24 protein-coding genes are annotated in these 19,119 nt (G+C 71.7%); 20 read left to right on the top strand and 4 right to left on the bottom strand.

Translation table 11 applies throughout. From position 1 onward, the window contains the following. Positions 1-101: 101 nt before the first annotated feature. Genes CRM89_RS19685 through CRM89_RS19670 form a run of 4 tightly spaced genes read left to right on the top strand, consistent with a single transcriptional unit; the run spans position 102 to position 5,000 of the window. Positions 102-947 carry a redox-sensing transcriptional repressor Rex gene (locus CRM89_RS19685; RefSeq protein WP_060594209.1) on the top strand — a complete coding sequence of 282 codons (846 nt, stop codon included), beginning with the start codon at positions 102-104 and terminating at the stop codon, positions 945-947. Then, complete coding sequence (locus CRM89_RS19680) at positions 944-2,377, top strand: glutamyl-tRNA reductase (RefSeq protein WP_098085513.1); 1,434 nt, start codon at positions 944-946, stop codon at positions 2,375-2,377. Before CRM89_RS19685 ends, CRM89_RS19680 begins: the two co-directional genes overlap by 4 nt. Further along, positions 2,374-3,441, top strand: coding sequence for a hydroxymethylbilane synthase (hemC, locus tag CRM89_RS19675; protein WP_050768175.1), 1,068 nt, complete (start codon positions 2,374-2,376; stop codon positions 3,439-3,441). Before CRM89_RS19680 ends, hemC begins: the two co-directional genes overlap by 4 nt. Next, a complete protein-coding gene (locus CRM89_RS19670; protein ID WP_011211702.1) occupies positions 3,438-5,000 on the top strand; it encodes a bifunctional uroporphyrinogen-III C-methyltransferase/uroporphyrinogen-III synthase in 1,563 nt (520 codons plus the stop codon). Before hemC ends, CRM89_RS19670 begins: the two co-directional genes overlap by 4 nt. Positions 5,001-5,004: 4 nt before the next feature. Here the strand turns inward: CRM89_RS19670 and CRM89_RS19665 are convergent, their stop codons facing one another. Continuing rightward, positions 5,005-5,304, bottom strand: a complete 300-nt coding sequence (locus tag CRM89_RS19665) for a hypothetical protein (RefSeq protein WP_060594215.1) — start codon at positions 5,302-5,304, stop codon at positions 5,005-5,007. A 293-nt stretch (positions 5,305-5,597) separates the two neighbouring features. On the opposite strand from CRM89_RS19665, the gene hemB reads away from it, so the two are divergent. From hemB to CRM89_RS19640, 5 genes are all read left to right on the top strand, one after another. After that, positions 5,598-6,575, top strand: a complete 978-nt coding sequence (gene hemB / locus CRM89_RS19660; RefSeq protein WP_011211700.1) for a porphobilinogen synthase — start codon at positions 5,598-5,600, stop codon at positions 6,573-6,575. Beyond that, positions 6,572-7,096, top strand: coding sequence for a hypothetical protein (locus CRM89_RS19655; RefSeq protein WP_127516267.1), 525 nt, complete (start codon positions 6,572-6,574; stop codon positions 7,094-7,096). The genes hemB and CRM89_RS19655 overlap by 4 nt, the downstream gene beginning before the upstream one ends. A gap of 303 nt (positions 7,097-7,399) precedes the next feature. Further along, entirely contained in the window at positions 7,400-7,945 is a 546-nt protein-coding gene (locus CRM89_RS19650; protein ID WP_098085510.1) for a DUF3093 family protein, read from the top strand. Continuing rightward, positions 7,942-8,187: a hypothetical protein gene (locus CRM89_RS19645; protein ID WP_011211697.1), complete on the top strand. Its 246-nt coding sequence runs from the start codon at positions 7,942-7,944 to the stop codon at positions 8,185-8,187. The genes CRM89_RS19650 and CRM89_RS19645 overlap by 4 nt, the downstream gene beginning before the upstream one ends. Before the next feature lie 268 nt (positions 8,188-8,455). Beyond that, the gene (locus CRM89_RS19640; protein ID WP_127516265.1) at positions 8,456-8,671 is read left to right on the top strand and encodes a hypothetical protein; all 216 of its coding nucleotides are present in this window, start codon (positions 8,456-8,458) and stop codon (positions 8,669-8,671) included. 27 nt (positions 8,672-8,698) lie between these two features. On the opposite strand, the gene CRM89_RS19635 is transcribed toward CRM89_RS19640, so the two are convergent. Then, positions 8,699-9,088 carry a hypothetical protein gene (locus CRM89_RS19635; protein ID WP_041560447.1) on the bottom strand — a complete coding sequence of 130 codons (390 nt, stop codon included), beginning with the start codon at positions 9,086-9,088 and terminating at the stop codon, positions 8,699-8,701. Between the two features lie 169 nt (positions 9,089-9,257). Here CRM89_RS19635 and hemL point away from each other — a divergent pair, with 169 nt between their 5' ends. The 7 genes from hemL to CRM89_RS19600 all read left to right on the top strand — a co-directional run bounded on the left by hemL (position 9,258) and on the right by CRM89_RS19600 (position 16,051). Then, the gene (hemL, locus tag CRM89_RS19630; RefSeq protein WP_098085507.1) at positions 9,258-10,595 is read left to right on the top strand and encodes a glutamate-1-semialdehyde 2,1-aminomutase; all 1,338 of its coding nucleotides are present in this window, start codon (positions 9,258-9,260) and stop codon (positions 10,593-10,595) included. A gap of 470 nt (positions 10,596-11,065) precedes the next feature. Next, complete coding sequence (locus CRM89_RS19625; protein WP_050768344.1) at positions 11,066-11,683, top strand: histidine phosphatase family protein; 618 nt, start codon at positions 11,066-11,068, stop codon at positions 11,681-11,683. Further along, complete coding sequence (locus tag CRM89_RS19620; RefSeq protein ID WP_228821795.1) at positions 11,680-12,321, top strand: TlpA disulfide reductase family protein; 642 nt, start codon at positions 11,680-11,682, stop codon at positions 12,319-12,321. Before CRM89_RS19625 ends, CRM89_RS19620 begins: the two co-directional genes overlap by 4 nt. After that, positions 12,318-13,148, top strand: coding sequence for a cytochrome c biogenesis CcdA family protein (locus CRM89_RS19615; RefSeq protein WP_060594224.1), 831 nt, complete (start codon positions 12,318-12,320; stop codon positions 13,146-13,148). Before CRM89_RS19620 ends, CRM89_RS19615 begins: the two co-directional genes overlap by 4 nt. Next, positions 13,145-14,818: a cytochrome c biogenesis protein ResB gene (locus CRM89_RS19610; RefSeq protein ID WP_011211690.1), complete on the top strand. Its 1,674-nt coding sequence runs from the start codon at positions 13,145-13,147 to the stop codon at positions 14,816-14,818. The genes CRM89_RS19615 and CRM89_RS19610 overlap by 4 nt, the downstream gene beginning before the upstream one ends. A 2-nt stretch (positions 14,819-14,820) precedes the next feature. After that, complete coding sequence (gene ccsB / locus CRM89_RS19605) at positions 14,821-15,789, top strand: c-type cytochrome biogenesis protein CcsB (RefSeq protein ID WP_011211689.1); 969 nt, start codon at positions 14,821-14,823, stop codon at positions 15,787-15,789. Positions 15,790-15,826: 37 nt separating this feature from the next. Further along, on the top strand, positions 15,827-16,051 hold the full coding sequence (locus CRM89_RS19600; RefSeq protein ID WP_062954234.1) for a hypothetical protein: 225 nt from the start codon (positions 15,827-15,829) through the stop codon (positions 16,049-16,051). Between the two features lie 27 nt (positions 16,052-16,078). On the opposite strand, the gene CRM89_RS19595 is transcribed toward CRM89_RS19600, so the two are convergent. Together CRM89_RS19595 and CRM89_RS19590 are read right to left on the bottom strand one after the other, a co-directional pair. Next, on the bottom strand, positions 16,079-16,279 hold the full coding sequence (locus CRM89_RS19595; protein ID WP_172964546.1) for a hypothetical protein: 201 nt from the start codon (positions 16,277-16,279) through the stop codon (positions 16,079-16,081). Between the two features lie 76 nt (positions 16,280-16,355). After that, positions 16,356-16,571 (bottom strand): BldC family transcriptional regulator, encoded by a 216-nt coding sequence (locus tag CRM89_RS19590; protein ID WP_011211687.1) that lies wholly within the window; start codon positions 16,569-16,571, stop codon positions 16,356-16,358. A 183-nt stretch (positions 16,572-16,754) separates the two neighbouring features. Here CRM89_RS19590 and CRM89_RS19585 point away from each other — a divergent pair, with 183 nt between their 5' ends. The 4 genes from CRM89_RS19585 to CRM89_RS19570 all read left to right on the top strand — a co-directional run bounded on the left by CRM89_RS19585 (position 16,755) and on the right by CRM89_RS19570 (position 19,074). Continuing rightward, positions 16,755-17,096: a DUF4229 domain-containing protein gene (locus CRM89_RS19585; protein ID WP_060594227.1), complete on the top strand. Its 342-nt coding sequence runs from the start codon at positions 16,755-16,757 to the stop codon at positions 17,094-17,096. A 13-nt stretch (positions 17,097-17,109) separates the two neighbouring features. Beyond that, complete coding sequence (locus CRM89_RS19580) at positions 17,110-18,195, top strand: PLP-dependent cysteine synthase family protein (protein WP_060594229.1); 1,086 nt, start codon at positions 17,110-17,112, stop codon at positions 18,193-18,195. Positions 18,196-18,286: 91 nt separating this feature from the next. Then, positions 18,287-18,505, top strand: coding sequence for a helix-turn-helix domain-containing protein (locus CRM89_RS19575; protein ID WP_011211684.1), 219 nt, complete (start codon positions 18,287-18,289; stop codon positions 18,503-18,505). Further along, positions 18,505-19,074: a Clp protease N-terminal domain-containing protein gene (locus tag CRM89_RS19570; RefSeq protein ID WP_011211683.1), complete on the top strand. Its 570-nt coding sequence runs from the start codon at positions 18,505-18,507 to the stop codon at positions 19,072-19,074. Before CRM89_RS19575 ends, CRM89_RS19570 begins: the two co-directional genes overlap by 1 nt. The last annotated feature ends 45 nt before the right edge of the window (positions 19,075-19,119 follow it).

The raw sequence follows: 19,119 nt of genomic DNA, 5'->3' as shown, positions 1-19,119 counted from the left end.
ACAAAATCGACCAGGGTACCGGGGCGCGTGCGCCCGGGCCGGAGGTCGAGCGACGTACCGGGCCTGCCTGTGCGCAGGTTCGGCAGCGAGGAGCCGACGACGTGACAGAGCAGCATGAGACGCCAGGTGGCGTCTCCGGCGGGGCTCTGCGCGCTGTGCAGAAGGACATTCCGCAGGCCACGGTGGCGCGGCTGGCCGCCTATCTGCGGGTCCTCGCCATGCTCGCCGACGACGGTGTGCTCATCGTATCGAGTGAGGAACTCGCTGTCGCGGCGGGTGTCAATTCGGCCAAGCTGCGCAAGGATCTGTCGTTCCTCGGGCCCAACGGCGTCCGGGGTGTCGGCTATGACGTGGCCAAGTTGCGGGCCAGGATCGAGGACGTGCTCGGACTGTCCGACGGACACCGCGTGATCCTCATCGGCGCGGGAAATCTGGGCCGCGCCCTGGTCGGTTACGGCGGTTTCCGGCGGCGCGGCTTCACCGTCGTCGGCATCTACGACAACGATCCCGCCGTCATCGGCCGGTCGGTGGCCGGACTGGTGGTGCGCGACATCGCGCGGCTGGCCGCCGACGTCGCCGAACTGCACCCCACCATCGCGGTGCTCGCGGTGCCCGACGAGGCCGCCCAGGGCGTGTGCGACCAGCTGGTCGCCGCCGGGCTGCAGTCCATCCTGAGCTTCGCCGCCCTCGGCCTGAGCGCCCCGCCCACCGTAGAGGTGCGCCGGGTGGACCTGGCCGTGGAGATGCAGTTGCTGTCCTTCGAGCGGGCGCGCAATGCCGAGCCCGAGCCGCTGCCCGAAGCGGCCTCCTCGGGGCGCATCGCCCGCCGGGTACCCGGCGGGCACACCCCGGCCGCGCCCGCGGCCATCCAGCGTTCCGCCGCACACGCGGCTACCTCGCACACGGCAATGGAGCCAACCAGCAAGGGATCGGTGGTCACACCATGAGCGTTCTTCTCGTCGGGGTCTCGCATCGCAGCGCCCCCGTCTCGGTGCTCGAGAAAGTAGCGATCACCGACGCCGACCGACCCAAGCTGATCGACAAGATGCTCGCCTCCAGCCACATCTCGGAGGCCATGATCGTCTCGACCTGCAACCGCGTGGAGGTCTACGCGGTCGTCGACGCCTTCCACGGCGGTCTCGCCGAGGTGGGTGAACTGCTCACCAGGCATTCCGGGCTCGCCATGCCCGACCTGACCAAGCACGCCTACGTCCGCTACAGCGAGGCCGCCGCCGAGCACCTGTTCGCGGTGGCCAGCGGGCTGGACTCGATGGTGGTCGGCGAGCAGCAGGTGCTCAGCCAGATCCGCGGCGCCTACGCCACCGCCGACGCCCAGCAGGCCGTCGGCCGCACCCTGCACGAGCTGGCCCAGCACGCGCTGCGGGTCGGCAAGCGGGTGCATTCGGAGACCGGCATCGACCGCGCGGGCGCGTCGGTGGTCTCGGTCGCGCTGGGCCGCGCCGGGCAGGTGCTCGGTGACCTGGCCGGACGTACCGCCGTCGTGGTCGGCGCCGGCGCGATGGGCGGGCTGTCGGTCGCGCACCTGGCGCGCGCCGGGATCGGCCGCATCATCGTGGTCAACCGGACCATCGAGCGCGCGCGCAGGCTGGCCGAGACCGCGGCCTCCTACGGGGTGGAGTCCTCGGCGCTGGAACTCGACCGCCTGCACGAGGCGATGTCGGCCGCGGACGTGGTGCTCTCCTGTACCGGCGCCGTCGGCGCCGTGGTGACCCTGGCCGACACCCATCGTGCGCTGGCCGACCGGGACCGCGCCGAATTCCCGGCCGGTGACCGGCCGCTGGTGTTCTGCGACCTCGGCCTGCCGCGTGACGTGGAACCCGCCGTCGCCGGGCTGCCCGGTGTCGCGGTGATCGACATCGAGTCCCTGCAGCGCGATCCGGCGGCCGGCGCGGCCGCCGACGACACCGCCGCCGCGCGCTCGATCGTCGCCGAAGAACTCGCCAAGTACCTGGCCGGCCAGCGGATGGCCGAGGTGACCCCGACCGTGGCCGCGCTGCGGCAGCGTGCCGCCGAAGTGGTGGAAGCCGAACTGCTGCGGCTGGATTCGCGGCTGCCCGGCCTGGCCGAGCCGGAACGCGACGAGGTCGCGCGCACCGTGCGCCGCGTGGTCGACAAGCTGCTGCACGCGCCGACCGTGCGGGTCAAGCAGCTGGCCTCCACCCCGGGCGGCGACAGCTACGCCGAGGCCCTGCGCGAGCTGTTCGAGCTCAAGCCGGGTGCGGCGCAGGCGGTCGCGGCGCCGATGGAGATCACCGCGATCGGCCCCGATCGTACGGCCGGACTGGCCGACGACTTCACCCCGGGCCACCGCCTGGATTTCGAGCAGCACCTCGGCGAGGAGGGAAAGCCGGCATGATCGTCGCGCAGGAACAGGGCAACGTGGGCGCCGCGGCGACGGGTACGCCGTTGCGGATCGGCACCCGCGGCAGCCTGCTGGCGATGACCCAGGCGGGCACGGTCCGCGATGCGCTCATCGCGGCCGGCCGCCCGGCCGAACTGGTGGTGGTCAAAACGCCCGGCGACATGTCGTCGGACCCGGTGCAGAAGATCGGCGTCGGGGTGTTCACCTCGGCGCTGCGCGACGAACTCGCGGCGGGCACCATCGACCTCGCGGTGCACTCCTACAAGGACCTGCCGACCGCGCCGGACCCGCGGTTCGTCATCGCCGCGATCCCCCCGCGCGAGGACCCGCGCGACGCGCTGGTCGCCCGGGACGGCCTGGTGCTCGGTGAACTGCCCGCGGGCGCGAAGGTCGGCACCTCGGCCCCGCGCCGGGTGGCTCAGCTGCGCGCGCTCGGGCTCGGCCTGGACATCGTGCCGCTGCGCGGCAACCTCGACAGCAGACTCGCCCGGGTCACCGACGGTGAGCTGGACGCCGTCGTGGTGGCCCGCGCGGGCCTGTCCAGGATCGGGCGGACCGCGGTGATCACCGAGGCGCTCGAACCCGTGCAGATGCTGCCCGCGCCCGCCCAGGGCGCGCTCGCGGTGGAGTGCCGCAGCGAGGACGCCGCCCTCATCGAGGCGCTGGCCGAGCTCGACGACGCGGCGACCAGAGCCGCGGTGGTGGCCGAGCGCGCGTTGCTCGCCGAACTGGAGGCCGGCTGCACCGCCCCCGTCGGCGCGCTGGCCGAGGTCGTCGAATCGCTCGACGACGACGGCAGGATCGTCGAGGAGCTCTCGCTGCGCGGCTGCGCCGCCGCGGTGGACGGCTCGGAGGTGCTGCGCGCCTCGGTGGTCGGCGATCCGGAGCGGGCGGCCGAGCTCGGCCGCGCGCTGGCCCGCGAACTGCTGGAACTCGGCGCGCGCGAGCTGCTCGTCGAGGTGGCGGCCACGGAGCCGGGCGCGCGCTCCGGGACCGGCGCGGTGCGCCCGCCAGAGACAGACCTCAGCAATCCCAGTCCGATGGAGAACCCCCAATGAGCCGAGCCACCAAGAAGCACCCCGGTCGGATCCTGTTCGTCGGGTCGGGTCCCGGGGACCCGGCGCTGCTCACCGTGCGCGCGCGGGAGGTGCTCGGCCGAGCGACACTGGCCTTCACCGATCCCGACGTGGACAAGGGTGTGCTCGCGCTGATCGGCACGGCGGTGGAGCCGAACGAGGACGGCACCAGCCCGGTCGATGTGCGGCCCGCCCTCGGCGAGCCCGCCGAGGTCGCCAAGACCCTGATCGCCGAGGCGCGGGGCGGTCACGACGTGGTGCGCGTCGTCGCCGGTGATCCGCTCACCACCGATTCGGTGATCACCGAGGTCACCGCGGTCACCCGCTCGCACATGGTCTTCGAGGTGCTGCCCGGCCTGCCGAACGGTTCGGCCGTGCCCAGCTACGCGGGCATCGCGCTCGGCTCCGGCCACACCGAGGCCGATGTGCGCGGCGAGGTCGACTGGGCCGCGCTGGCCGCCGCGCCCGGCCCGCTGGTCCTGCACGCCACCTCCGGCCACCTCGCCGAGACCGCGAGCGCGCTGGTCGAGCACGGCATGGCGCCGCAGACCCCGGTCGCGGTGACCGTGCGCGGCACCACCCGTCAGCAGCGCACCATCGAGGCGACGCTGGCGACCCTCAACAGCGCGGCCTCCGAGCTGGTCGGCCCGCTGGTGGTGACCATCGGCAAGGTCGTCGCCTCGCGGTCGAAGATGTCGTGGTGGGAGTCGCGGGCGCTCTACGGCTGGACCGTGCTGGTGCCGCGCACCAAGGATCAGGCCGCCGAGATGAGCGAGCGGCTGGTCACCCACGGCGCCATCCCGATGGAGGTGCCCACCATCGCCGTCGAGCCGCCGCGCAGTCCCGCCCAGATGGAGCGCGCGGTGAAGGGCCTGGTCGACGGGCGCTACCAGTGGGTGGTCTTCACCTCCACCAACGCCGTGCGCGCGGTGTGGGAGAAGTTCGCCGAGTTCGGCCTGGACGCGCGCGCGTTCTCCGGTGTGAAGATCGCCTGCGTCGGCGAGGCCACCGCGGACAAGGTGCGCTCGTTCGGCATCAACCCCGAACTGGTGCCCTCCGGTGAGCAGTCGTCCGAGGGCCTGCTGGCCGACTTCCCGCCCTACGACGACGTGTTCGACCCCGTCAACCGGGTGCTGCTGCCGCGCGCGGACATCGCCACCGAGACGCTGGCCGAAGGGCTGCGCGACCGCGGCTGGGAGATCGACGACGTGACCGCGTACCGGACGGTGCGCGCCTCGCCGCCGCCCGCCGAGACCCGCGAGATGATCAAGACCGGCGGTTTCGACGCGGTCCTGTTCACCTCCTCGTCCACCGTGCGGAACCTCGTCGGTATCGCGGGCAAGCCGCACGCGCGCACCATCGTGGCGTGCATCGGGCCCAAGACCGCCGAGACCGCCGTGGAATTCGGTCTGCGGGTCGACGTGCAGCCCGAGGTCGCCCAGGTGGGCCCGCTGGTCGAGGCACTGGCCGAGCACGCCGCCCGGCTGCGCGCCGAGGGCCTGCTGCCCCCGCCGCGCAAGAAGAGCCGTCGCAGCCGGTAGCGAATCAGCGGCTGTAGCGCAGCAGGGTGCGGACCATGCGGCAGGTGGCGTCCGAGGGTGGGCGGATGCCGACGAGTCGTGCTGTCTCCCTGATGCGCTCGTTGCCGGCCTGGCTGGGCAGGTAGACGCCGGAGTCGAGCAGGGCGATGCTCAACCGCATCGCCTTGAGCCGCCGGTTGTGCCTGACGTACCAGCTGCGCGGCTTGCCGGGCGGCAGCGGACGGCGGCGCAGCGGGTGGTAGGGCGTGATCGGCTCGTTCCTGCGGCCGGTGGACGGGTTGTGCGCGGTTGCGGTAGCGGGCACCTGAATCCTCCCCTCGCGACCGGGATGCGGACGATTCCCGGTCGAACACACTGTCGATTCTAGCGGTGACCACCGACAGAAACGGCGGTGGCGCAAGGGAATTCGTGTTGCGGAAGGGTTGCCGTCGGCTGCGCAACGGTGCGCGGGCCGACCGAGCGCGGCTCGGCCCCGGATTCGCTTCGGGCCACCGTTCGCGGCTGGCGGCGGGGAACGGCCGCGCGGGCGAATCGGGCGTTCCGGAGCATCCCCGAGGCCGGCGCGACGTCCGTTTTCCGCAGGCGTATGGTGCGAATATGACCGGAATGGACCGCCCACGGCGGTTGCGCCGTACCCCCGCGTTGCGTCGCCTGGTGGCCGAAACCACAGTGGAGCCACGCCATTTGGTGCTGCCCATGTTCGTCGCCGACGGGTTGGACGAACCGCGTGAGATCGGGTCGATGCCCGGCGTGCAGCAGCACTCGATGGATTCGTTGCGCAAGGCAGCCACGGAGGCGGTCTCGGCGGGGGTCGGCGGTCTGATGCTGTTCGGCGTGCCACGGCCGGAGGACAAGGACCCGGCGGGCAGCCAGGCCAGCGACCCGGACGGCATCCTGAACCGCGGGCTGCGCGCGCTGGCCGAGGAGGTCGGCGACGCCACCGTGATCATGGCCGACACCTGTCTCGACGAGTTCACCGACCACGGCCACTGCGGGGTGCTCGCCGCCGACGGCCACGTCGACAACGACGCCACCCTGCACCGCTATGTGGACATGGCGCTCGCGCAGGCCGAGGCCGGGGCAGACCTGCTCGGCACCAGCGGCATGATGGACGGCCAGGTGGGCGCGATCCGCCGCGGTCTGGACGCGGTCGGTCGCACCGACACCGGCATCCTCGCCTACGCCGCCAAATACTCCTCGGCCTTCTACGGGCCGTTCCGGGAAGCGGTGTCGTCCTCGCTCCAGGGGGACCGCCGCACCTACCAGCAGGACCCGGCCAATCGCCGCGAGTCGATGCACGAGCTGGATCTGGACCTGGCCGAGGGCGCCGACATCGTGATGGTCAAGCCCGCCATGTCGTACCTGGACATCCTGCGCGAGGTCGCCGACCGTTCCCCGGTGCCGGTGGCGGCCTACCAGATCTCGGGGGAGTACTCGATGATCACCGCCGCCGCCGAGCGGGGCTGGATCGACCGGCGCGCCGCCGTGCTGGAGTCGCTGGTCGGCATTCGCCGGGCGGGCGCGGACATCGTGCTGACCTACTGGGCGACCGAGGCCGCGCACTGGCTGTCGTGAGGTATCCGCCCAGCCCTCTCGGTCCGCCCGCGGAGCCTGCCCCCGCACCGGAAGAGGTGCGCATCGCGACCCAGCTGTGGTGGGGCGTGGTCGCGGTCGGCCTGGTGCGCGTGATCGCCGGGGTGCTCGCGCTGCTCGACCGGCGCGCCGAACTCGAGCGCGGCATCCTCGACGCCGCCCGGGCCTCCGACCCGAACGCCCCGCTCGCCGCCGCCCAGCTGGCGGTCTCGATCATCATCGTGTTCACCATCGTGGCCGGGCTGGGCTTGCTGGCCGTGACCGCCGCCGTGGCCCACCAATTCGGCCGCGGCCGGTCCTGGGCGCGGGTGGTGCTGACGATCGGCGGCATCCTGCTGTTGTTCGACCTGCTCACCGCGCTGTTCGCGGTGAGCGGCGGTACCGGCGCGGCGGCCTTCGTGGCCGGTGCGGCGGGCGTTCTGCAGGGTGTGCTGGCCGCCGGTGCGCTGTTTCTGGGTTATCGGCCCGCCGCGAATGGGTACTTCTCTGTGAACCGAAGGTAAACCGGTGACGGCCTCATCGCCGAGTTTGTCCCGCCGACCGGGACATGTATGGTGAGAGTTGTCACAGGAGACATGGGAACCGGTGGTCGGTGGTCATGCGTTGTCTAGCGTTGCGAGAACACGGTGTCCAGCTGCCTCCGGGAGATCGGAGGCATCGATGCGAGTGGTGATCCAGCAGCCGCAGAGCATTCGGAAAGACGTGGTCGTTCTCAGCCTGCTGATCCTGTTCGGATTGGTCACCGTGGCCGTGCTGCTGCTGCCGGGGCTGGCCGGCTGAGCGAAGTCGTCGATGGACATGCCGGCATGACCGAGGGGGCTGCCGAGCCCGTCCTGTTCACCGAACCGGGAGCGCGCTGGCGCGCCGTGGCCTACGGGCCGGTGCTCTGCCTGGTGATTCTCGTGCTGGAGCTGGTGACCGGTGGTCCGGTGCACTGGTTCGCACTCGTTTTCTGCGCGGTGCTCGTCGCGGCTTTCGTGGCGTTGCAGGTCTATGCCGCGCGCACGCATGTGAGTGTCGAACTCACCCCCGCGGCCCTGCGCCAGGGCACCGAGACCCTGCCGCTGGCCGCGATCGACGAGGTGCTGCCCGAGCGCGACGAGGATTCCTGGGACGACGAGGAATGGGAATCGGCGCGGGCGCTCGGTGAACTCACCGGAGTGCCACGGCGGCGCAAGGGAATCGGGCTTCGCCTGCGCGAGGGTGGCATGGTGCAGGCGTGGGCGCGCGATCATCGCGGGTTGCGGGCCGCGCTCACCGGCGCCCTGGTCGAGCAGGCCGGTAGCGCCGACCGGCCGGGAACCGACACGATGGCGCAGCCGGACGAGCACGAGGACGGAGGGCACGGATGAGGCGGGACGTATTCCTCGCGGCGGCGGAGACCGTCGTGGCGGTGCTGTGCCTGGTCGGGCTCGTGGCGGCATGGCAGCGCGGCGTGGTGAGCACCGCGTTCCTGCCGGTCGGGGACATTCCCGGATTCGAGTCCAGCCGCTATGCGGGACCGTGGCTGATCCTTGCGGTGTTCCTCGTCGCGGTGGCCGGACTGTGTGTGATCGACGCGCTGGCGCGCGTGCTGGGGAGCCGAAACCGCTGACACCCAGCCTGTTTCACGCGGGCCCGCGCGGGAATCCCACCCGTCGTGAACGTCGTCCTGTTGCCCACGGTCCCCGCCCCGCTGCTGCACCTGCTGCCCGAGCCGCTGGCCTGCCTGGTCTCCACCGGGTCGGCGGGGTTCTGCACCGGCCTGACCTAGACAGTGAAGCAATCGCGCCTCAGATCCCGGCCGATGCGCCTACCCTGATCGGCAGGACGGTGGACCGGAACCTGCCGTGGCCCACCGATGTCGACGAGAGGTGCCCATCGTGACGTCCCCGATCATCCGGCTCGGCCTCGCTGCCGCCGCCGTCGCCGCCCTCGGCACGGTGGCGGGTCCCGCCGCGGCCGAGCCCGCCGGACTGCCGCTCGAGCCGAGCCCCGTCGCGACGCTGGTGCCCGAAACCGGTTCGGCCGGAGCGGTCAACGGCCTCCTGTGCGCGCTGCAGACGATCTCGGCCGAACTGCCCTGCCTCCAGACCTAGCCGGGACTCGGAAACAGCGCGCCGCGGCTATCGCGTCCAGTTCTGGTACACGTCGAGCACCCGGCCGTTACGGGTGCCCGGCGCGTTGAGGTAGATCGACACCGTGCCGTCGGGGTGGCGGGCACTCTCGGCGATCACCTGCCGCAGCGAGGCGTGCACGGAACCGTTCTCGTCGCGCCACAGCCGGGTCTCCGGGTGCAGGCCCGCGCCCATCCGGTTCAGCGGCACCACCATGGAGACCACCGCGGGCACCGGCCCACCGGCCAGCGCGACGGTCTCGTCGTGGTTCAGCTGGACGCCGATGCGGCCCTCGCCGAGGTCGAGAAGGGGATCGGCGGCCGCGGCGGTGCCCGCGCCCAGCCAGGCGCCGGCGGCCGTGACGGCCAGCGCGATCGAGCCGACGAGTGCGTACCGCATGTGAACCCTCCCGATGCGCGAGCTGCGTGACGCATCGAGATTACGCATCGGCAAACGTTCGGCGACCGGAATCGGCGGAAACGGCCACCCGGCGCGTCGCTGCGGTGAGGGTCACCTCTCCTACACCCTGTCGTCGACGGCTGTCCGGCGGGCTGCGACACTGGAGGCCGTGAGTGCTTCTCCGCGCGCGACCCATGCCTCGGCGGCGGCTTCGGCCCGGCTCTTCGACCGGGCCGCCCAGGTGATCCCCGGCGGCGTCAACTCGCCGGTGCGGGCCTTCCGATCGGTCGGCGGCACCCCCCGCTTCATCGCCTCGGCCGACGGCTACACCCTCACCGACGCCGACGGCAACGAGTATGTCGACCTGGTGTGTTCGTGGGGCCCGATGATTCTCGGGCACGCGCACCCCGCGGTGGTCGACGCGGTGCGGCAGGCGGCCACCGGCGGCCTGTCCTTCGGTGCGCCGACCGAGGCCGAGGTGGAGCTGGCCGAGCACATCGTGGCGCGGGTCGCCCCGGTGGACCGCGTCCGGCTGGTCAACTCCGGCACCGAAGCCACCATGAGCGCGGTCCGGCTGGCCCGCGGTTTCACCGGCCGCACCAAGATCATCAAGTTCGCCGGCTGCTACCACGGGCACGTGGACGCGCTGCTCGCCGACGCGGGTTCGGGTGTGGCGACCCTCGGGCTACCGACCTCGCCCGGCGTCACCGGCGCCCAGGCGGCCGACACGATCGTGCTGCCCTACAACGACCTGGACGCCGTCGCCGCGGCCTTCGAGGCCAACCCCGGCGAGATCGCCTGCGTCATCACCGAGGCCGCCGCGGGCAACATGGGCGCGGTCGCACCACTGCCCGGTTTCAACGCGGGCCTGCGCGAACTCACCGAGAACCACGGCGCCCTGTTGATCATGGACGAGGTGATGACGGGCTTCCGGGTCAGCCGCTCGGGCTGGTACGGCCGCGAGGGCGTGGCGGGTGACCTGTACACCTTCGGCAAGGTGATGAGCGGTGGACTGCCCGCCGCCGCGTTCGGCGGACGCGCCGAGGTGATGAACCAGCTGGCTCCGCTCGGGCCGGTGTACCAGGCGGGCACGCTGTCGGGTAACCCGGTGGCCGTCGCCGCGGGCCTGGCCACGCTGCGCGCCGCCGACGACGCGGTCTACGCCGCGCTGGATCGCAACGCCGAGCGGCTCGGCGGACTGCTCACCGAGGCGCTCACCGCGGCCGGGGTCGAGCACCAGGTCCAGTTCGCGGGCAATATGGTGAGCGTGTTCTTCAGCGACCGCCCGGTCACCGACTACGCCACCGCCAAGGCCAGCCAGACCTGGCGTTTCCCCGCCTTCTTCCACGCGCTGCTCGACGGCGGTGTGTACGCGCCGCCGAGCGCGTTCGAGGCGTGGTTCGTCTCCGCGGCGCTCGACGAGGACGCATTCGCCCGTATCGCCGCAGCCCTGCCCGCCGCCGCTCGCGCGGCCGCGGCCGCCACCCCCGAAGGATCCCGCGCGTGAGTCCCGACCACGACCAGCCCGCCGAGCGCCGCGAACCACTCGAGGCCGACAACCCTGCCGCCGACACCACCGCCGACCTGACCGTCGCCCCGCCCGCCGCCGACGCGACAGCGGCCCCCGCCGCGGATTCGGCCGTCCCCGTGCCGTCGGCGACCGAAGCAGAGCCGGGGTTCGATCCGGACCGGCCCGCGCCCACCGTCGCCGAGCAGGCCGCGCCGCCGGACGCGCCCGCCGCCGAGCAGGCGGTGGCACCCGACGCGCCCGCCGCCGCGCAGTCGGCGAGCGCCGAGGAGACCGAGGCCGGTTTCCCGACCATCGATGCCCCGTTCAGTGAGGCCGAAGCCAGGGGCTCCGCCGCTGCCGATGCCGATTCGCCGGCCGCCGACCGGGCCGCGCGCGCCACCGTGGCGCACACCGAAACCCGTGCGCCGCAGGCTGATTCGCTCGATGCCGACGACGAGGTCGAGACCATCGTGCATGTGCTGCGGCACGGCGAGGTGCACAACCCCAACGGCATCCTCTACGGCCGGCTGCCCGGCTTCGGGCTCTCGGTCACCGGCCGGGCCCAGGCGGGCGCGGTCGCGCGGGCGCTGGCCGATCACGACATCGCCCTGGTGATCGCCTCGCCGCTGCAGCGCGCGCAGGAGACCGCCGAGCCGATCGCCGCGCAGCACGGGCTGCTCGTGCGCACCGACGAGAACCTCATCGAGGCGGGCAACACCTTCGAGGGCCTGCGCGTGTCGGTGGGCGACGGCGCACTGCGCAAGCCGCGGCACTGGTGGAAGCTGCGCGATCCGTTCACCCCGTCCTGGGGCGAGCCCTACCTGCAGATCGCGCACCGGATGCTGGCCGCGGTGAACAAGGCGCGGGTGGAGGCGGCGGGCCACGAGGCGGTCCTGGTCTCGCACCAGCTGCCGGTCTGGACGCTGCGCCGGTTCCTGCAGGGCCAGCGGCTCTGGCACGACCCGCGCACCCGGCAGTGCTCGCTGGCCTCGCTGACCTCGCTGGTCTACCGCGGCGACACCCTGGTCGACATCGTCTACTCCGAGCCCGCGGGCGGGTCGGATCCCACGGTGCACGGCGCATGAGACGCCCCGCGTCGTTCCCGGCGCACCGGTCCGCGCGGCCGGTGCGGGTCGTGGCGGCTCTGCTCGCGTGCGTGGCGCTGGTCGCCGGGCTGGCGGGCTGCTCCACCGGGACCGACGCGGTCGCCACCGGCGGCACCTTCGAATTCGTCTCGCCGGGCGGCAAGACCGACATCTTCTACGATCCGCCCGCCGCGCGCGGCACCATCGGTGAGTTGTCCGGCCCCGACCTGATGACCGACGGGAAGACGATCTCGGTCGCCGACCACCCCGGCCAGGTCGTGGTGCTCAACATCTGGGGCCAGTGGTGCGGGCCGTGCCGGGCCGAAGCCCCCGCGCTCGAGCGGGTCTACGAGGCGACCAGGGACTCCGGGGTGGTCTTCCTCGGCATCAACGTGCGCGATTTCCAGCAGGACAAGGCGCGCGACTTCGTCACCGACAACAAGGTCGGCTACCCCTCGATCTACGACCCGGCCATGCGCACCCTGCTCGCGTTGGGCGGCAACTTCCCGACCAGCGTCATCCCCACCACGCTGGTGCTCGATCGCGAGCACCGGGTCGCCGCGGTGTTCCTGCGCACCCTGCTCGCCGAGGACCTGCAACCGGTCGTGCAGCGCATCGCCGAGGAGGGCAGGCAGTGACCGTGCTCGCCGGGGTGGGGGAATCGTTCCAGCAGACCGCGGCCACCGGCCCGGTGCTGCTCGCGCTCGGCGCCTGCGTGCTGGCGGGGCTGGTGTCCTTCGCCTCGCCGTGCGTGGTGCCGCTCGTGCCGGGCTACCTGTCCTATCTGGCCGGACTGGTCGGCGCGGAGGCGCCGCCCGCCACCGCGGCGGAGGCGGCCGAGGGGCGGGTCGCCACCGTCACCACCGCCGACCGCGCGGCGAAATTGCGTGTCGCCGGTGCGGCCGGCCTCTTCGTCGCCGGGTTCACCGTGGTCTTCGTGCTCGCCACCGCGACGGTGTTCGGACTCATCCAGACCCTCAACGTCAATCGCGACCTGCTGCAACGGGTCGGCGGTGTGGTGACGATCGTGATGGGCCTGGCGTTCCTCGGCCTGATCCCGGCGTTGCAGCGCGACACCCGGATGGCGCCGCGCAGGCTCACCGGCATCGTGGGCGCGCCGCTGCTCGGCGGCGTGTTCGCCCTGGGCTGGACGCCGTGCCTCGGCCCGACGCTGTCGGGGGTGATGGCGGTGGCCGCGGGCACCGAGGGCACCACCGCGGTTCGCGGCGTCGCCCTGATCGTGGCCTACTGCCTCGGTCTCGGGCTGCCGTTCATCGTCCTGGCCTTCGGCTCGGCGGGCGCGCTGCGCGGCGTCGGGTGGTTGCGCCGCAACTCGCGCACCATCCAGATCATCGGCGGCCTGCTGCTCGTCGCGGTCGGGATCGCGCTGGTCACCGGAGCCTGGGACCAGTTCGTCGGCTGGGTGCGCGACGCGTTCGTCTCCGAGGTGACCCTGCCGATATGACCGTGACCGAACAGCCCGCCGCCGACCCCGCCCCCCGGACCCCGCCCCGCCAGTCGCTCCCCGGGCGCGCCTGGGCGCTGGTGCGCAACACCTGGCGCGGCCTCACCAGCATGCGCACCGCGCTGGTGCTGCTGTTCCTGCTGGCGTTGGCCGCCATTCCCGGCGCGCTGCTGCCCCAGCGCAGTCTCAACGAGCAGAAGGTCGAGCAGTACATCGCCGACCGGCCGACGCTCGGGCCGTGGATGGACCGGTTCGAGTTGTTCGACGTGTTCGGCAGCTTCTGGTTCACCGCGATCTACGTGCTGCTGTTCATCTCCCTGGTGGGCTGCATCCTGCCGCGCTCGCTGGACCACTACCGCGCGCTGCGCACCCCGCCGGTGCGGGCGCCGCGCAATCTGGCGCGGCTGCCGCACCATCACGAGGACCGTTCGGCGCGCACGCCGCAGCAGGTGATCGACCATGCCCGCACCCAGTTGCGTGGCTGGCGCACCGAGGTGCGGGAGGGCGGTCGCGAGGGCGAGCTCACCGTGTCGGCGGAGAAGGGCTACTTCCGCGAATTCGGCAACCTGGTCTTCCACCTGGCGCTGGTCGGGCTGCTGGTGTCGATCGCGGTCGGCAAGCTGTTCGGTTACGAGGGCAGCGTCATCGTCATCGCCGACGACGGGCCCGGCTTCTGCACCACCTCGCCCGCGGTGTTCGACTCCTTCCGCGCGGGCAACGTCAACGACGGCACCGGTATGACCCCGATCTGCGTGCGGGTCAAGGACTTCCGTGCCGACTACCTCGACACCGGCCAGGCCGAGATGTTCACTTCCAATATCGCCTACCAGGCCGGGGACGACCTGCGCACCGGCACCTGGCGCGAGACCACCTTGAAGGTGAACCATCCGCTGCGCGTCGAGGGCGACCGGCTCTACCTGCAGGGTCACGGCTACGCGCCGACCTTCACCGTCACCTTCCCGGACGGGCAGACCAGGACCGAGACCATCCAGTGGCGGCCCGACGACGCGCGCACCTTCCTGTCCAGCGGCGTGCTGCGCATCGACCCGCCCGGCGGCATGTACGCCACCGACGAGGAGCGCCGCCGGAACCAGATCGCCATCGAGGGCCTGTTCGCGCCGACCGCCATGCTGCACGGCAGCCTACTCACCTCGGTGTTCCCGCGGATGGACGACCCGGCCGTCGCGGTCGACATCTATCGCGGCGACACCGGCTTGGACACCGGCAGGCCGCAGTCGTTGTTCGCGCTGGACCAGGAACTGGTCCGGCAGGGCAGGCTCGCCAAGGAAGCCAGGGTGAACCTGCGCCCCGGCGAGTCGACCACCCTGCCCAACGGCACGAAGGTCACCTTCGACGGCGCGAAGGAGTTCGTGAACCTGCAGGTATCGCACGACCCGGCGCAGCAGTGGGTGCTGGTGAGCGCGCTGACGATGATGGCGGGCCTGCTGGTCTCGCTGCTGGTGAAGCGGCGCCGTATCTGGATCCGGGTCTACCCCGCCCGCGACGATGCCGGTACCGTGGACCAACGACACACCGTAGTAGAGATGGGCGGTCTGGCCAGGACCGACCAGGCGGGCTGGGGCGCCGAGTTCGACCGGCTGCGCGCGCGCCTGCTCGAACCGGACACCGACACGGCGGCCCGCACCGGGGCCGACACCACGGGAGACTGACGATGCCGATCGACGACACCCTCGCCCAGTACAGCGATCTCGCCTTCAAGACCGCGCTGATCGTGTACACCCTGGTGCTCGGGCTGCTGATCTGGCAGTACTCCTCGGCCCAGGTGCGCAAGGTCGGCGAGCGCGAACTGGTCACCGCCGGCGGCGGGGGAGAGCGGCCGACCGGGCCCGGCAAGCTGGTGGAACCGGCGGCCAGGCCGCTGTCCGAGCGACTGGGCAACATGGCGTTCTCGGTGCTCGTCGTCGGCTTCGTGCTGCACGTGGCCTCGATCGTGTTGCGTGGCTTCGCCACCGACCGGTTCCCGCTGGGCAACATGTACGAGTTCGTCACCATGGCCTGTGCGGCCGCGGTGCTGGTCGGCTTCGGACTGCTGCGCGAGCAGCGCTACCGCTCGATGTGGGTGTTCCTGCTCGTGCCGGTGCTGATCCTGATGTTCCTGGCGGGCACCGTGCTCTACGCCGACGCCGCGCCGGTGGTGCCCGCGCTGCGCTCGTTCTGGCTGCCGCTGCACGTGACCATCGTCAGCGTCGGCAGTGGCGTGTTCCTGGTCTCGGGTGTGGCCAGCCTGCTGTTCCTGTACCGGATCCGCCAGCCCGAGGGGCAGGAGTCGGGCAACGTCCTCGGCGCGATCGCCAAGCGCCTGCCCGACGCCCGCACCCTGGACCGGCTCGCCTACCGCACCACGATCATCGGCTTCCCGTTGTTCGGCGCCGGCGTCATCCTGGGCGCCATCTGGGCCGAGGCCGCCTGGGGCCGCTTCTGGGGCTGGGACCCCAAGGAGACCTGCTCCTTCATCGCCTGGGTCCTCTACGCCGCCTACCTGCACGCCCGCGCCACCTCCGGCTGGCGCGACACCAAGGCCGCCTGGATCAACGTGGCCGCCTTCGTCGCCATGCTCTTCAACCTGTTCATCATCAACCTGGTGATCAGCGGCCTGCACAGCTACGCGGGACTCACCTAGGAAGACCGAACGGCGGGGGCGGGTGCACTGCTCGAGGATGGTGCGGGCCCTGGCCCCGACTCGGGCCCCGCACGGCGGGATCTGTCACTACATCATGGGCATGTTCGGGAACATCATGTTCCACATGTTCCGGAGCATGGCCATCATCTGCATACACATCTCGTTCATCGTGGCGATCTCTTTCTCGAGCGCGGCCCACAATTTGCGGGCCGTTCACCGGCTACCCGGAATCGCGGGTGCCATGCCGGTGATCGTCACGTGACCGAGTACGTGGTCAGCGGTGGGTGGGTCAGCGGTCGGGATTGCCCTCGGTGTCGGGGTGCTGCTTGCGGGAGATCCGCCAGAGGAAATCCGGGTCGTCGTCGGGGCCGAGCACCGGGCGGCGATGCGGGGGCGGCGGGGCGGGATCGGCGGGCTTTCCGGGGCCGAACGCCTTCCAACACAGCACTGCCACCGCGACCACAGCGATGAGGGCCAACAGGTACGTCACGTGGCTCACCTCCTGCCACCGAGGGTAGCCCCGTACGCGGTCCACGCCCAGCGTGGACCGCGAGAATCGAGCCCGCTCAGCGCTCGGGAGTGCCCGCCTCGGTGGTGAGCGACTTCAGCAACTGCATGACCTCGGACTCGCGGAAGCGGCGATGTCCACCGGGAGTGCGCAGCGACCCGAGGCGGCCCGCGTGCGCCCAGCGGGTGACGGTCTTGGGATCGACGTGGAACAGGGCGGCCACTTGGCCCGGGGTCAGCAAGGTGTCCTGGCCGCCGACGGTGATCGCACTCATAGCAAACCTCTCCGTTCTCGACAGTTCCCTCATCAGATGGCGCCATCGTCGCACCCGAACCCCTAGGTACTCGAACCACCTACAGTTGGTAAAGGCGAAGTAATGGACAAATCGGATGCCCGTTCGAGGTGGCCGGACCCGGGCAACTCGGACGCGGCTAACCCGTGGCCTACCCTGGTTCAGGTGAGCGAATCCACTGGATCGGAGAGTGCGCGGCCCGCCGGGAGTCCGCGCGTCGGACGCAGCCTGGCGATCAACCTGGCGCTGTACACCCTGGCCAGGCTGGTGCTGGTGGCCGTGATCACGGTGGTGATCGTGCTGGTGGCCCAGCTCGTGGATGTCCAGGTGCCGTTGGTGGTGGCGATTCTGTTCGCGCTGATCATCGCGATGCCGCTGTCGCTGACCCTGTTCAAGGGCCTGCGGGCGCGGGTGAACGCCGACATCGCGGCCGTCGACGCCAAGCGCAGGCAGGACAAGGCCCAGCTGCGGGCGCGGCTGCGCGGCGAAGGCGACGGCGCGCCGTGACCGGGGCGGGGCGGTGAAGTTCTGCGACCGCAGCGTCGCGCGCGACTGGGTGGACAACGCGGTGCGCCTGATCGACGCCGACGCCCAGCGCAGCGCCGACACCCATCTGCTCCGCTACCCGCTGCCCGCGGCGTGGAACATCCAGCTGTACCTCAAGGACGAGTCCACCCACATCACCGGCAGCCTGAAGCACCGGCTGGCCCGCTCGCTGTTCCTGTACGCGATCTGCAACGGCTGGGTCACCGAGGGCACCACGATCGTGGAGGCGTCCTCGGGGTCGACGGCGGTGAGTGAGGCGTATTTCGCCAAGCTGCTCGGACTCGATTTCGTCGCGGTGATGCCGGCGAATACCTCGCCGCAGAAGATCGCGCTGATCGAGGCCCAGGGCGGCCGCTGTCACTTCGTGCGACGCCCGCCGGAGATGTACACCGAGGCCGCGCGGCTGGCGGCCGAGTGCGGCGGGCACTACATGGACCAGTTCACCCACGCCGAACGGGCCACCGACTGGCGCGGCAACAACAACATCGCCGAGAGCATCTACCACCAGCTGCGGCTGGAGACCCATCCGGTGCCGGAATGGATCGTGGTGGGCGCGGGCACCGGCGGAACCAGCGCCACCATCGGCCGCTACATCCGCTATCGCAGGCACGCCACCAAGCTGGCGGTGGTCGACCCGGAGAACTCCGCCTTCTACGGCGGCTACGAGACCGGTGACGCGGGCTATCAGACCGGGATGCCGTCGCGCATCGAGGGCATCGGCCGTCCGCGGGTGGAGCCGTCGTTCGTGGGGCAGGTGGTCGACCGGATGATCGAGGTGCCCGACGCGGCCTCGATCGCGGCCATGCGCCATGCCGGCCGGGTGCTGGGGCGGCGGGTCGGCGGCTCGACCGGCACCAACCTGTGGGGGGTGTTCGGCCTGATCGCCGAAATGCTGGCCGAGGGCCGCTCCGGCAGCGTGGTGACGCTGCTGTGCGACGGCGGTGACCGCTACGCCGGCACGTACTACGACGACGCGTGGGTGGCGGCCCAGGGGTTGAGCCTGGCCGAGCCCACGGCGGTGCTGGAGGAGTTCCACGCCACCGGCCTCTGGAAGGGCTGACTGTCCCACTCTCGATGACGGCGGGGTCGCCGCGCGCTCGCAATGTCAATTTTTCTTGACATCTGCCGTGAATGTCAACGAAAATTGACGCATGACGGAAGCGACCACTCTGGCAGCCGCGGCGGGCAGCCCGGATCCCGCGACCGGGCTCCGCGCGGTGCGCGCCCTGCGCCGACTGCTCGAACGACTGGAGGCGATCCAGGTGGCCAACGCCCGCGATCAGGGCTGGTCCTGGCAGGCCATCGCCGACGCGCTCGAGGTCAGCAAGCAGGCGGTCCACCAGAAATACAACCGGAAAGGCACCCGCTGATGTTCGAACGATTCACTCGCTCGGCCCGGACGGCCGTCGTCGTCGCCCAGGAGGAGGCCAGGGAACTGCGTTCCCCGCGCATCGAGGTGGAGCACCTGCTGCTCGGCCTGCTCGACCAGGGCGAGCCCGGGCTGCGCGAGCTGCTCGCCGAGGCCGGGCTCACCCGCGACGGCGTGCGGCGCACCCTCGCCGCCGACGCGGCCGGCGACCCGCTCGGCCCCGAGGACGCCGCGGCGCTGCGCTCGATCGGCATCGACCTCGACGCGGTACGCGAGACGCTGGCCGCGGAGTTCGGCGAGGACGCTCTCGACCGCGCGGCCCCCGAGCCGCAGCGCCGACGCTGGACCGGCGGGCACATTCCCTTCACCAAGGAGGCGAAGAAGGTGCTCGAACTGGCGTTGCGGGAGGCCCTGGCGCGCAAGGACCGTGGCATCGAATCCGGCCACGTCCTGCTCGGCATCCTGCGCGCGCCCAACGCCACCACGGAGCGGTTGTTCGGCGGTGCGGCCCGCGTCGAGTCGTTGCGTCCCCGCGTGCACGAGCTGCTGGACCGGCAGCGCGCGGCGTGAGCGACGCGTTTCGCCGCCGCCCCGCACGCTGCGGTGCCGCTTAGC

It is taken from the genome of Nocardia sp. FDAARGOS_372 (genome assembly GCF_002554515.1).
GTDB classification, from domain to species: domain Bacteria; phylum Actinomycetota; class Actinomycetes; order Mycobacteriales; family Mycobacteriaceae; genus Nocardia; species Nocardia farcinica.
Note: the sequence above shows the minus strand (reverse complement) of the source record. Positions and strands in the feature narration are given on the sequence as shown.

Excerpts from the sequence above, each read along its gene's own strand:
- CRM89_RS19680 (WP_098085513.1), top strand. The coding sequence starts at position 944 with ATGAGCGTTCTTCTCGTCGGGGTCTCGCATCGCAGCGCCCCCGTCTCG.
- hemC (WP_050768175.1), top strand. The coding sequence starts at position 2,374 with ATGATCGTCGCGCAGGAACAGGGCAACGTGGGCGCCGCGGCGACGGGT.
- CRM89_RS19670 (WP_011211702.1), top strand. The coding sequence starts at position 3,438 with ATGAGCCGAGCCACCAAGAAGCACCCCGGTCGGATCCTGTTCGTCGGG.
- hemB (WP_011211700.1), top strand. The coding sequence starts at position 5,598 with ATGACCGGAATGGACCGCCCACGGCGGTTGCGCCGTACCCCCGCGTTG.
- CRM89_RS19650 (WP_098085510.1), top strand. The coding sequence starts at position 7,400 with ATGACCGAGGGGGCTGCCGAGCCCGTCCTGTTCACCGAACCGGGAGCG.
- CRM89_RS19645 (WP_011211697.1), top strand. The coding sequence starts at position 7,942 with ATGAGGCGGGACGTATTCCTCGCGGCGGCGGAGACCGTCGTGGCGGTG.
- CRM89_RS19635 (WP_041560447.1), bottom strand. The coding sequence starts at position 9,088 with ATGCGGTACGCACTCGTCGGCTCGATCGCGCTGGCCGTCACGGCCGCC.
- CRM89_RS19620 (WP_228821795.1), top strand. The coding sequence starts at position 11,680 with ATGAGACGCCCCGCGTCGTTCCCGGCGCACCGGTCCGCGCGGCCGGTG.
- CRM89_RS19610 (WP_011211690.1), top strand. The coding sequence starts at position 13,145 with ATGACCGTGACCGAACAGCCCGCCGCCGACCCCGCCCCCCGGACCCCG.
- ccsB (WP_011211689.1), top strand. The coding sequence starts at position 14,821 with ATGCCGATCGACGACACCCTCGCCCAGTACAGCGATCTCGCCTTCAAG.
- CRM89_RS19600 (WP_062954234.1), top strand. The coding sequence starts at position 15,827 with ATGGTGCGGGCCCTGGCCCCGACTCGGGCCCCGCACGGCGGGATCTGT.
- CRM89_RS19590 (WP_011211687.1), bottom strand. The coding sequence starts at position 16,571 with ATGAGTGCGATCACCGTCGGCGGCCAGGACACCTTGCTGACCCCGGGC.
- CRM89_RS19575 (WP_011211684.1), top strand. The coding sequence starts at position 18,287 with ATGACGGAAGCGACCACTCTGGCAGCCGCGGCGGGCAGCCCGGATCCC.
- CRM89_RS19570 (WP_011211683.1), top strand. The coding sequence starts at position 18,505 with ATGTTCGAACGATTCACTCGCTCGGCCCGGACGGCCGTCGTCGTCGCC.